This is a genomic window from Nonomuraea cavernae (genome assembly GCF_014646355.1).
Lineage (GTDB): Bacteria > Actinomycetota > Actinomycetes > Streptosporangiales > Streptosporangiaceae > Nonomuraea > Nonomuraea cavernae.
Genome location: NZ_BMNH01000003.1, coordinates 468,581 through 480,585 on the forward strand (window position 1 = coordinate 468,581; position 12,005 = coordinate 480,585).

At 69.5% G+C, this 12,005-nt stretch carries 10 protein-coding genes and 2 tRNA genes; 4 read left to right on the plus strand and 8 right to left on the minus strand.

What is annotated here, in order from left to right:
- The first annotated feature begins 30 nt into the window (after positions 1-30).
- The 4 genes from IEY82_RS09035 to IEY82_RS09050 all read left to right on the plus strand — a co-directional run bounded on the left by IEY82_RS09035 (position 31) and on the right by IEY82_RS09050 (position 2,947).
- Positions 31-1,008: a phosphotriesterase family protein gene (locus IEY82_RS09035; RefSeq protein WP_189123535.1), complete on the plus strand. Its 978-nt coding sequence runs from the start codon at positions 31-33 to the stop codon at positions 1,006-1,008.
- Between the two features lie 41 nt (positions 1,009-1,049).
- Positions 1,050-1,436: an STAS domain-containing protein gene (locus IEY82_RS09040; protein WP_189123536.1), complete on the plus strand. Its 387-nt coding sequence runs from the start codon at positions 1,050-1,052 to the stop codon at positions 1,434-1,436.
- 10 nt (positions 1,437-1,446) lie between these two features.
- The gene (locus IEY82_RS09045; RefSeq protein WP_189123537.1) at positions 1,447-2,340 is read left to right on the plus strand and encodes a sigma-70 family RNA polymerase sigma factor; all 894 of its coding nucleotides are present in this window, start codon (positions 1,447-1,449) and stop codon (positions 2,338-2,340) included.
- A gap of 115 nt (positions 2,341-2,455) precedes the next feature.
- Positions 2,456-2,947 carry a hypothetical protein gene (locus tag IEY82_RS09050; RefSeq protein WP_189123538.1) on the plus strand — a complete coding sequence of 164 codons (492 nt, stop codon included), beginning with the start codon at positions 2,456-2,458 and terminating at the stop codon, positions 2,945-2,947.
- Between the two features lie 225 nt (positions 2,948-3,172).
- On the opposite strand, the gene IEY82_RS09055 is transcribed toward IEY82_RS09050, so the two are convergent.
- The 8 genes from IEY82_RS09055 to IEY82_RS39820 form a co-directional block, all read right to left on the minus strand.
- Entirely contained in the window at positions 3,173-4,432 is a 1,260-nt protein-coding gene (locus IEY82_RS09055; RefSeq protein WP_189123539.1) for a hypothetical protein, read from the minus strand.
- Positions 4,433-4,748: 316 nt separating this feature from the next.
- Entirely contained in the window at positions 4,749-7,313 is a 2,565-nt protein-coding gene (locus IEY82_RS09060) for a Tex family protein (RefSeq protein ID WP_189123540.1), read from the minus strand.
- Between the two features lie 27 nt (positions 7,314-7,340).
- Complete coding sequence (locus tag IEY82_RS09065; protein WP_189123541.1) at positions 7,341-8,504, minus strand: amidohydrolase; 1,164 nt, start codon at positions 8,502-8,504, stop codon at positions 7,341-7,343.
- Positions 8,505-8,893: 389 nt separating this feature from the next.
- Complete coding sequence (locus tag IEY82_RS09070) at positions 8,894-9,328, minus strand: RpiB/LacA/LacB family sugar-phosphate isomerase (protein WP_189123542.1); 435 nt, start codon at positions 9,326-9,328, stop codon at positions 8,894-8,896.
- 19 nt (positions 9,329-9,347) lie between these two features.
- Positions 9,348-9,420 (minus strand) — tRNA-Arg (locus tag IEY82_RS09075).
- 1 nt (position 9,421) lies between these two features.
- Positions 9,422-9,497: transfer RNA gene (locus tag IEY82_RS09080), tRNA-Met, on the minus strand.
- A 146-nt stretch (positions 9,498-9,643) separates the two neighbouring features.
- On the minus strand, positions 9,644-9,856 hold the full coding sequence (locus IEY82_RS09085; RefSeq protein WP_189123543.1) for a hypothetical protein: 213 nt from the start codon (positions 9,854-9,856) through the stop codon (positions 9,644-9,646).
- A 295-nt stretch (positions 9,857-10,151) separates the two neighbouring features.
- Entirely contained in the window at positions 10,152-11,897 is a 1,746-nt protein-coding gene (locus tag IEY82_RS39820) for an alpha/beta hydrolase (RefSeq protein ID WP_189123544.1), read from the minus strand.
- Between the last annotated feature and the right edge of the window lie 108 nt (positions 11,898-12,005).

Consider the following 12,005-nt stretch of genomic DNA (forward strand, 5'->3'; position numbering starts at 1 on the left):
GCGAGCAGACCAGTCGGTATGGAGGCGCGCATGCCCACCGTCAACACCGTCCGCGGTCCCGTCGATCTCGACGAACTCGGTCAGACCCTGATGCACGAGCATGTGTTCGTCGTCGCCACCGAACACCTGGACAACTACGGCAGGGGCGCCTGGTGGGACGAGGAGTTCAGGGTCGCCGACGCCATCAGGAAGCTCAACGCGGTGGCGGCCAAGGGGGTCCGGACGATCGTGGACCCGACGGTGTGGGGGCTCGGCAGGTACGTTCCGCGCGTCCAGCGCATCGCCGCCGAGGTGCCCGGCCTGAACATCATCGTCGCCACCGGCATCTACAGCTTCGAGGAGCTGCCCCACCAGTACGAGCATCGCGGTCCGGGCCTGTTGATGGACGTTCCCGATCCGATGATCGACGACTTCGTCCGTGACCTGACCGTCGGCATCGCCGACACCGGGGTCAAGGCGGCGTTCCTCAAGTGCGTGGTCGAGCAGAAGGGCCTGACGCCCGGCGTCGAACGCATCTGCCGGTCGGTCGCCCAGGCGCACCTGCGCACGGGTGCGCCGATCACCGTGCACACGAACTCGTTCACGCAGAGCGGGCTGATCGCACTCGACTTCTTCGCCAAGGAGGGCGTCGATCTGGCCAAGGTGGTCGTCGGGCACGCGGGGGACAGCAACGATCTCGACTACCTGATGAGGCTGGCCGACACCGGTGCGACGCTCGGCATGGATCGTTTCGGGCTGGATGTCTACAATCCGACCGCTCAGCGGGTGGCCACCATCGCCGCCCTCTGTCAGCGCGGATACGCCGATCGGCTGGTGCTCAGCCACGACGCCGCCTGCTTCATGGACTACTTCGGCGGCGCCTGGGACGAAGCCCTCGGCACGCTGGCGCCCAACTGGCGCTACGATCACATCCACGACGACGTCTTGGCCGCACTGCTCGACGCGGGTGTGAGCGAAGATCACATTGAGCAGATGCTGGTGTTCAACCCCAGAAACCACTTTGCGTAAAGTGGGGGGATCGAAACGGCAATGCGGGCAGGTGGAGCTGGGTGACTGCGGAGCAGGCCTTGTCGATCAGTCTGGGGCTCCAGGGGCCCTGTGTCATCGCGAGGCTCACGGGGGACTTCGACTTCGGATCCGCGGCCGAGGTGCGTGATCGCGTCACCAAAGCACTGGACCTGACCCAGCCTCCGCTGCTCGTCATCGACATGCAGGCCGTCAGCGTGTGCGACTCGTCCGGCCTGTCGGTGCTCGTCTACCTGCACAAGGCGGTGACCGCGTCCGGCGGCCGGCTGCTGCTGTCCGGGCTCAACGGCAGGTGCAAGCACCTGTTCGCGATCACCGCTCTGGACAAGTTCTTCGATATCCGCACCACTGCCGAGCTCGCCATCGCCGAACTCAACGACGCCGGGAATTCGCCGCCGTTCACCGGGTAGTCGCCGTGGCATGTCGGCTGAAGAGCCTGATCTGCTCGGCATGTACCTCGAGCAGATCGGCAGAACCCCCTTGCTCTCCGCCGCGGACGAAGTGGACCTCGCCAAGCGGATCGAGGCCGGCCTGTACGCGGGCCACCTGATCGATCGCGGCGCGGCCATGCCCGAGCTTCCGCACGTCCGCCGCGAAGGGCAGCGCGCCTTGGACCTGCTGATCAGGTCCAACCTCCGGCTGGTGGTGGCCGCCGCCAGACGCTACGCCCACCGCGGGCTGCCGCTGCTCGACCTCATCCAGGAGGGCAACCTGGGGCTCATGCGGGCGGTGGAGAAGTTCGACTACAAACGCGGCTACAAGTTCTCGACGTACGGGATGTGGTGGATCCGGCAGGCCATCGAGCGGGGCATCCACGACAAGAGTCGCACCGTACGCCTGCCCACGCACATCGGGGAGGAACTGGCTCGGCTGGCCAGGATCGAGCGGCAACTCTCCGTCGACCTGGGACGCGAGCCACGGATCGGAGAGCTCGCCGCGGCCGCCGAACGCACCGCCGCCGAAGTGAGCGGGCTGCGCCGGCTGGCCCTCGACACGGTCAGCCTGGACATCCCCGTCGGAGCGAACGGCGAGGGCAGCATCGGCGACGTGTTGGCCGACGAGGACGGCCCGCAGGTGCAGGAAGTGGCCGAACGCCGCGCGATGAGCGACCAGGTGCACGAGGTGCTCACGTCATTGCCGCCACGAGAGGCCTTCGTCATCAGGCACCGGTACGGCTTGGCGGGCCTGGAAACGAGGACTTATGCCGAAATAGCCGAACGTCTCGGACTTACCAGGGAACGCATTAGGCAGCTGGAGAAACAGGCGTTGAAGCGGCTCAGGCGGAGAAGTCGGCTGTTTGCCTGGGCATCATAACCATATGTTGATATGTCCGTTGATTTATTGACCTATCCGCCTTTCTGGTGATAGATCATAATTCCGGGGATCGCTTTCAACGGGGGAAGCGACCGCTCATCGCTCTGGGGGCACCATGGGCAACCGTCTCGCCGGCATGCTCTTATTAACCTCGGTCACGACCGCCTGTGTGGTCACGGCCCCGCTCGCTGCCCACGCGACATCCACTCACCAGGCGGCCGCAACGACCCACCAGGCGGCCACGGTCACGTACTGGGCGGCCGTCGGTACGAGCGCCACGACAATCTCGTCGACCGCTCCGCACCTGGTCCGCTACAAGATCTATTGGGGCCGGTGCAAGGACACGTGCCGCATCAAGGTCCGCATCACGAACGTCTCCCGCAGAAATCTCTATGCGGTGAGCCTCAACGCACGGCTGAAGGTCAACAAACGCAACGTCGGATCATGCTACGACCACGTGGGCACCATCCGCGCGAAGCGCCACCGCTGGGCGGGCTGCACCGTCCGCTCCAGCACACTGGCGAAGATGTGGAATCGCTGGCTCGACGGTGAGATCCGCTGGGACCGCAAGGTCAACACGACCGTGCACTACGAGTACTACCGCTGATCGAACGCCAGGGGACGAGCCGTGCTCGGCCCCTGGACGTGTCAGGCCGTGACCAGCAGGGCAAGTCCGATGAGAACCACGATCGGCACCAGCCAGACCACGGCTTCGGCGGCGAACTCCTTGTACATTTGCGCAGATCTCCCTCGTCACGCCCGTCGCGGGGGCGGCGTACACGTCACTGCGCAGCATAGCCGCACCCGCCCAGCGCACCGTCCCGCCACCCTGCTACCGGTCGGGTGCGGAGGGGCGCTGGGTCAGGGCGATGCGCTTGGCCAGACCGGCCAGAGAATCGTCGGCCATCAGGGCGGGCAGACGCGGGGCATCGGCGTCGACCTGGGCGAGCACCTCCGGATGGTCACCGTGGAACCGGGTCCAGGCACGCGCCACGGCAGGCATGGCCGCGATCGCCTCGTCCGAGAGGACGGCCTCGCGGGGCAGCCACGACGTGAAGAACGTGGACACTCTGCCCGGACTCCACCACCGAGGACGATCGCCTACGAACTCCACCAGCTTCTCGAACGCCTCCCGTGCTCCCGGCAGGTCCGGCAGGTCCTGGAAGGCGGTGACGGTCTCGTCGGGCGCCTGCCGTATTGGATGGGGGACGACGCGCGCACGCGCCAGCGCCAGGGGGCGGACGGCCGGCAGGGTGTCGGCGACCATCGCGCCCATGACCCGCCCCGTCAGCTCGAACGCGTCCAGGACCCGCCCCGCCACCACCGCCGGATCCGCCGGCTGAAGATCCAGATCGTCGAGGAACTTCACCTCCTCGACCAGCGCGTCGACCGCCAAACCGCCGTTGACCTGGTCGATGCCCACGACCAGCAGGTGGGGCTCCTTGCCGTTGTCGTAGCGGAACCGCAGCGCGGCTAGAGTCTGCTGCCCATACCGGTCGGCACAGCCGTACCAGGCGCCATCGCAGGTCACCCGCCCCATGCGTGCCACCCACGCGGGCAGGGTGCGCATCGCCGCCCGTCCCATTGTCGTGTACGCGCTCGCCTCGCCACGGTCACCGACATCGTCGATTTCGCCGAGTGCCTCACCGACATCCTCGCTCTTGCCGAGTGCCTCACCGACATCCTCGCTCTTGCCGAGTGCCTCACCGACATCGTCGCGTTCGCCGAGTGCCTCGTCGGGGGCCTCGGAGTGGTCCGGCCCGTCGCGGCCTTCGGACGCCTCGGACAGCATGTCGGGCTGGCCGAGGGCGCGGAGCCTGTCGGGCAGGATGTCCGGGTCGGCGAAAACGTCACCTGTGTCGACATCGTCCGGGTCCGCGAGCGGTGCCATGTCGACAACGGACAGCGCGGCCAGGGTGAGCCGCGCCTCGGGAGTGCCGTCATTGACCAGCTCTCGCGCGAACAGCGCCGCCGCATCCGGCTCCAGCCCGGCCGCGAGCCGGGCCGCCCACAACTCGGTGCGCAACGGTGAGCGCCACCGGAGCAGGTCGCGGGCCTGGGTGATCGCCGTGGTAAACGCTGTTGTGCTCACCCTTCGACCGTATCGCTTCCAGGGACGCTGCCCCTGGGCTGACGTTCCGCTGGAAGCGCAGTCCGGTCGCCGTGTGGATCGTTCGGAGGTCCAGACTCGTTGCCGCAGGGATCGTCTGGAAGCGCAGTCCCGTTGCCGTCTGGATCGTTTGGAAATGTGGATCCGTCGCCGATGGATCGCTGGTGGGGGAGTCCCAGCACGGAGGGTGGTGCATGGCGCTCCCCGCCTGGGCGGGCCTGCTCCCCACTTGGCCGGGTCTGCCGGGAAGAGGAGGCTGCTTGGCCCGGCTCCGGAGCCAGGCCAAGCTGGTCGAGTGTTACCTGCCGTCGCCGGTGAGACCCGCCTTGCGGAGGGCTTCGGCCATGGCGCCACCGGGAGCCGGACGGTCCTGGCGGCGCTGGCCGCCCTCGCCCCGCCCGCCTTGCGTGCCGTCGCCTCGGCCGCGCCGGCCGCTGTCACCCTGTGCGCGCCGGTCACCGTCAGCACGCCCGCTCCGGCTCTCACCGCCGTCCGCCCGCTGGCCGCCTGCGCGCTGGCTGTCCGCGCGCTGGCTGTCCGCGCGCTGACTGTCCGCGCGCTGACTGCCTGCAGGCTGGCCGTCCGCCCGCTGGCCGGCCGCGCCGCTGCCGCGCCGGCCGTCACCCCGAGCACGCTCGCCACGCTGATTCGCCTGGCCCCGTCCGCCCTCGGGCCGGGTGCGCTGGCCGCCTCGCTCAGGACGGCCGTCGGAGGACTGGGCGATTTCGTCGTCCAGCCGCAGGGTGAGAGAGATGCGCTTGCGCGGGATGTCGACGCCGAGAACCTTGACCCGGACGATGTCGCCAGGCTTCGCGACTTCTCGCGGGTCCTGGACGAAATTTCGGGACATGGCCGAAACGTGGACCAGGCCGTCCTGGTGCACGCCGATGTCCACGAACGCGCCGAACGCCGCCACGTTGGTGACCACGCCCTCCAGGATCATCCCGGGCTCCAGATCCGAGATCTTCTCCACGCCCTCCTTGAAGGTGGCCGTCTTGAAGGCGGGGCGCGGGTCCCGGCCGGGCTTCTCCAGCTCGCGCAGGATGTCGGTGACCGTGGGGAGGCCGAACGTGTCGTCGGTGAACTCCTGCGGCTTGATCGAGCGCAGCGTCGCCGTGTTGCCGATCAGCGACTTGAGGTCGGACTTGACCGAGCCCAGGATGCGGCGGACCACCGGGTAGGCCTCGGGGTGCACGCTGGACGCGTCGAGCGGGTCGTCGCCGTCGGGGATGCGCAGGAACCCCGCGCACTGCTCGAACGCCTTGGGCCCGAGCCGCGGCACCTCCTTCAACGCCGTGCGCGACCGGAACGGGCCGTTGCCGTCGCGGTGCCGCACGATGCTCTCCGCCAGCGTGGAGCCGATGCCCGACACGCGTGTGAGCAGCGGGGCGCTGGCCGTGTTGACGTCGACGCCGACGGCGTTGACGCAGTCTTCGACCACCGCGTCGAGCGACCGCGACAGCTTGGTCTCGGCCAGGTCGTGCTGGTATTGGCCGACGCCGATCGACTTGGGGTCGATCTTGACCAACTCGGCCAGCGGATCCTGCAGGCGGCGCGCGATGGAGACCGCGCCGCGCAGCGAGACGTCAAGCTCGGGCAACTCCTGCGAGGCGTAGGCCGAAGCGGAGTAGACCGAGGCACCCGCCTCGGAGACCACGACCTTGGTGATCGACGGCATCTTCGTGACCAGCTCGGCCGCGAGCTTGTCGGTCTCGCGCGAAGCCGTGCCGTTGCCGATCGCGATCAGCTCGACCCCGTGCCTCTGCGCCAGCGCGCCGAGCACGGCCAGCGACTGGTCCCACTGCCGCTTGGGCTCGTGCGGATAGATGGTGGCCGTGTCGACGACCTTGCCCGTCGCGTCGACCACGGCCACCTTCACGCCGGTGCGCAGGCCCGGGTCGAGCCCCATGGTGGCGCGCGTGCCGGCAGGAGCGGCGAGGAGCAGGTCGCGCAGGTTGGTGGCGAACACCCGCACCGCCTCGTCCTCGGCGGCCTGCCACAGGCGCATCCGCAGGTCGATGCCGAGGTGCACCAGGATGCGGGTGCGCCAGGCCCAGCGGACGGTCTCGTTGAGCCAGCGGTCGGCGGGGCGGCCCTGATCGGAGACGCCGAAGCGGGACGCGATGCGCAGCTCGTACTCGGGGCTGTCGTCGGGCTCCAGCGTGACGCTCAGAACCTCTTCCTTCTCGCCCCGGAACATCGCCAGGACGCGGTGCGACGGCAGCTTGGTGAACGGCTCACCGAACTCGAAGTAGTCGGAGAACTTGGCCCCCGCCTCCTCCTTGCCCTCGCGCACCTTGGAGACCAGCCGCCCACGGCTCCACAGCTGCTCGCGAAGCCCGCCGATGAGGTCGGCGTCTTCGGCGAACCGCTCGATCAGGATCGCCCGCGCGCCCTCCAGCGCCGCCCCGGCGTCGGCCACGCCCTCGGAGACGAACCCCTCGGCCACGGTCGCCGGGTCGAGCGAGGGATCGGCGAGCAACTGGTCGGCCAGTGGCTCCAGCCCCAGCTCACGGGCGATCTGCGCCTTGGTGCGCCGCTTGGGTTTGTACGGCAGGTAAATGTCCTCGAGGCGGGCCTTGGTCTCGGCCGCCATGATCTGCGCGCGCAGCTCATCGTCGAGCTTGCCCTGGGACTCGATCGACTCGAGGATCGCCGCCCTGCGTTCGTCCAGCTCGCGTAGGTAGCGCAGCCGTTCCTCGAGGGTGCGCAGTTGCGCGTCGTCGAGGGCGTCGGTGGCTTCCTTGCGGTAGCGGGCGATGAACGGAACCGTGGCCCCGCCGTCAAGCAGCTCGACCGCCGAGCGCACCTGCCCCTCGCGTACGCCGAGCTCTTCCGCGATCCGCTGGTGAATAGAGAGCACTTGCCTGCCTTTCGATGGTCCCGCCGGTCAATTGTGCAGGACCGTGCCGTCCTTCATGACCAGAGTGCGCGCTGGGTGAACGACCACCGCCTCCGCCGGCCCGCTCGCCGGCACCACGACGAGATCGGCCCGATCGCCCGGGGCGAGCCCGTAGCCGTCCAGCCCGAGGACACGCGCGCCCCCGTAGGTGGCGGCCTCCAGAGCCAGCTCGATGTCGTCGTCGGCGCGGAACGTGCTGCGATAGGCGAGGTGCATGGCCCGCTCCAGCATGTCGCCGCTGCCGTAGGGCCCCCACAGGTCGCGGACGCCGTCGTGGCCGCAGGCGACCGTGACCCCCGCCGCGCGCAACCTCTTGAGCGGGGGCACGGGAAAGCTGTAGACGGCGGCGGTGGCCAGGGCCACCCCGGCTTCGGCGAAGCCGTGCGCCAACCGGTCGAGATGGGCGTCGTCGAGCTGGCCGAGCGCGTAGGCGTGACTGACCGTCACCCTGCCCCCCAGACCGAGGACCCTGGTGCGCTCGGTGATGAGCTCCAGCTCCCAGCCGCCGAGGGAGCCGCCGTCGTGCAGGTGAATGTCGAGGTGGGCGCCGTATCTCTCGGCCAGGCCGAAGATCAGGTCGAGATGGCGGACGGGGTCACGGTCGATCCCCGCGGGATCGAGGCCGCCGACCGCCTCGACGCCGCCCTTCAGCGCCTCCTCCAGCAACTCCGCGGTGCCGGGATTGGTGAGCAGGCCGTGCTGGGGGAACGCCACCTGACGCACGTCGACCGGGACGCCCGCCGCCGCCTCGCGGACGGCCTCCACTCCGCGCAGACCCACCAGCGGATCGATGTCGGTGTGCGTGCGCACCTGCGTGGTGCCATAGGCGCTCATCCGCCGCAGCAGCGCGGTGACGCGCTCGACGCTGGGCACACCCAGCTCGGCCCGGCGGCTCAGATCGTTGCCGATGCGGCCTGCCAGCGTGTCGTCGGCGGAGTGTGGCACCCATGGCCCGCCGTAGAGGGTCTTGTCAAGGTGACAGTGGGCCTCGACCAGGCCGGGCAGGACCAGCTGGCCGGTGATGTCGATGACGCTCGCGTCGGGGGCGTCCACGCCGGAGCCCACGTGGTCGATCTGCCCGCCACGGATCAGGATGTCGGCAGAGGACTCCTGCCCCCAGGGGCGACCGCCCCGCAGCAGCACATCGGTCATGCCGAGAACCCTAAAGGGCGCCACCGACGATTTCCGATGCCCCGCCGAGCCGGATCCGCGTTGCCTGCCCGGCCTCCCGCGCCGCTGGGCGCGAAACACGGTCGGCCGTGTCGGCCATCGCTCAGGACGGGTTGTCCGCGAACAGCTCGAGATGGAAGCAATGCGGGCACCTATAAGCGGTTATCTCCCGCTTTGTCCGACCCAGCAGCTTGGCGCCGCCGAAGATGCCCCGCTCCAACCGGCCCTCGACCCATCGGGAGAAGCCCTTGCCGTGCTCCCCCGAGTCCATGATGAACCCGGCCTCAAGGCCGTTCGCGCCGCAGTGTGTGCACCGTAGGTCAGCCACCGGACGAGCATAGACCCGCCCACAGGGGAGCACCGGGGACAGCTCAGATCTCGTCGAGGTGGGAGACGTTCGCCCGATCGGCGTCGTCCGTGCTCGGACGGCCGGCGAGCCACGCGTCGAGGATCTCGTCGAGCACGACCTCGGAGGTGAGCCGCAGGCTGAGCGCCAGCACGTTGGCGTCGTTCCACTTGCGCGCGCCGCCCGCCGAATAGGCGTCGACACAGAGGGCGGCTCGCACTCCGGGCACCTTGTTCGCCGCGATCGACGCCCCCGTGCCGGTCCAGCAGCACACGACCGCCTGATCGGCCCGTCCCTCGCTCACGTCGCGGGCCGCCGCCTCGGAAGCCCACGCCCAGTCGTCACGCTCGTCGGCGCTGAGCGCCCCATGGGTGATCACTTCGTGCCCGCCGTCGCGCAGCCTCTCGACCACCCGCCGCGCGACACCGTCCACACTGTCGGCTGCCACCGCGATCCGCATGCCTGTCTTCCCTTCCCCGCGCCTCCGGCTGGAATCGAACCAGCGACCTCCTGCTCCGCAAGCAGGCACGCTATCCACTGCGCCACGAAGGCCTGGTGGCGGGTGCGGGAATCGAACCCGCCTGGAGCGGCTTATGAAACCGCCGGGCACGCCAGCGCCCCCACCCGCCGGGTCCCTGGATACTTCAGCTTCGAGTGCTCTCCAGGCACGCCGGTGCGGCGGTGCGTCGTCGCATTCGCCGCTCGGTCATGACGGGGTCCTTTCGGGGGCTGGTGCTCTTCAGCCTGCCGGGCCTGGGCTGGCGGGGCAACGGGTTTATCCCGCCGGGTCCGGTGCCTTGCCGTCCGGCCACAGGCAGGGAGACGTGGCGGCAAGATAAAGCCCATCCCCTTCGGTCCAGACCAGAGCCAGCGTGTAGCCGTCCGGCTGAGAGATGCCGTTGATGGTCGGGTGCCCTACGTCAAAGCCGCCGACCGACGTGATGGTATAACCACTATTTTCCCAATGCTGTTGGATCTTTCGTGCCACTGTAGTGATCTCTGATGTGTCGATTCCGCGCAAGTAGTATTTCCGATTGATCGTGAAACGTATCGGGATGCCATCCGCTGAGTATGCGCATGGATTGGGGGGAACGGAATAAGGGATGAGTTCGAGGTCCGGTCTAGGTTTCAGGGCGTCGGCGCTTGCGCGTATGAGGTGTTCAACACGCCCAAGGGCCTGTGTCTGGGTGGCTGATTTGTCGACTGGGTGTGGAGACATGCAGGCGCTCACGGTAGCTAGTAGGGCGATAAGGCTGATAATTGCAGTGGTATGAGGCTTGTCACTATCCCTTGGTCCGAGGATCCAGTTGAGGCATGAGGACTTGAGGGACCGAGGGCAGCGAATGCGCATTCTGGAGGCTCCCATACTGTCCATTGGTAATGCGGCCGAGATTATGAAGCGATGCCGAATCAACGTTCCAGTAGGAGGAGTGGGCGTCTTGGAGGAGGTTGCGGCCTACTGGGAAGTGGCGGGCGCCGAAGGCCGCGGAGCCGGGGTCTCGGCCGAAACGGCCGAGTTTGGCGACGGGGTCGTTGGCGTCTTCGCCGACCCATACGTGCCCGCGGGGCACGCCCAGCTCGCCGGCGTGGTCGACGCCCACGCCCGGGCTGCCGACGAAGATGAGCTCGTCGGCCAGCTTGCCGGGCCGGAGCCGGGCGGCCTTGCCGGTGACGAGGGAGCCGTAGCTGTGGCCGAGGACGACGTGTCGCCCGGGGGAGGTGCGTGCCGCCGTCAGACCGTCGGCGAACGCGGCCAGTTCGACGGCGCCGCGTGCGGCCGGGGCGTCGCCGGCCACCGAGGCGCCCGGGGTGAAGGTGCCGGCGAGCTGGGGGGCGTCGTAGCCGAGCCAGGCGATCGAGGCGATCGTACGGGCGCCGGCGGTGGCCTGGGACTGCTGCCACAGCAGGCGGGCGCGGTCGATGTCGCCGGCGAAGCCGCTCAGCCTGCTGTTGAGGCCGGGCACGTACGTGACGGTGATGTCGGCGGCGTCGGGGTCGCCCCAGGAGACCACGAGCCGGCCGGTGCCGGTGAGGTCGAAGGAGAGCAGGTAGGCGGGGGGATGGCCGGAGGCACCGGCCACCGCGAGGGCGTGTTCGATCATGGAGATGCTCGCCAGGCGCCGTGCCGCCTCCTCGTGGGCCAGCAGGGCGCGGGGCGGGGCCAGGGCGCGCAGGTCGGCGGCGATCGAGGCGAAGGCGGCCGGGCCGTAGACGGTGTCCAGCAGGGCCGTGAGCCGGGCCTTCTCGGTGGCGAGCCGGTGGCGGTTGGCCTGGTCGCGTACGGCGGCGGGCAGGCCGTCGAGCGAGCCGAAGCCGGGCAGGGTCGTGAGCCGTAGCCGCGTGCCGGGGGCGAGCGCGTGCCACCAGGCGTTGACCCGGGCGGGCAGTGCGGCGTCGCGGACGGCGAGCAGCTCGGGCAGGGACGCCGGGTCTCCCGCGGCCAGCCTGGACAGGAGGGCGTCGCAGGGGAGGGAGTGGGAGCCGAAGAGGTCGTGGGCGGCCACGCCGGAGGGGATCCAGGGGTGGGTGCGCTGGATCTTCGCCAGGCGGCGGCGCAGGTCGGGAGACTGGGTGGCCGACCATTCGGCGGCCCGCAGGACGGTCCAGGCGGGGGAGGCGGGAAGGGCGAGGGCGGTCAGTTCGGCCCGGAGGCGCTCGCCCGCCGCAGTGAGGCGATCGGCGGCGGAGTCGAGCGCGCTGACCAGGCCGGACATGGCCCGGGTGTCGATGCCGCGGAACGGCCCGTGCGCGGCGGGGGCGACCGCCACCTGGGGCGGCCGGGTGACGAGGTTCGGGATCGCGGGCGCCGGCGCGCCCGCTCGCGTCACGGCCTGGGACAGGGAGGAGAGCGCGAGGGTGAGCGCCGACTGGAGGGAGCCGCGGTGGGTGGCGAGGGAGGCGGCGAAGTGCGGCGCGCCGCCTCCGACCCAGGCGTGCGCGGTCATGAGCCGGGCCGCGGCGTCGAGATCGGTGTGGTGGTGGGCGGCGAGCAGCGCGACCCGGCGGAACGCGTCACTGGCTTCGGACATGGCCTGACAAGAGTCCCAGCCGGTGGTCATCCCAGACGGAGAAACGGGAGTTCACGGGCTTAAGTCGGCTCCGAGGGCGATTGCCCGACTGGCGTAATGAGTTGGTTT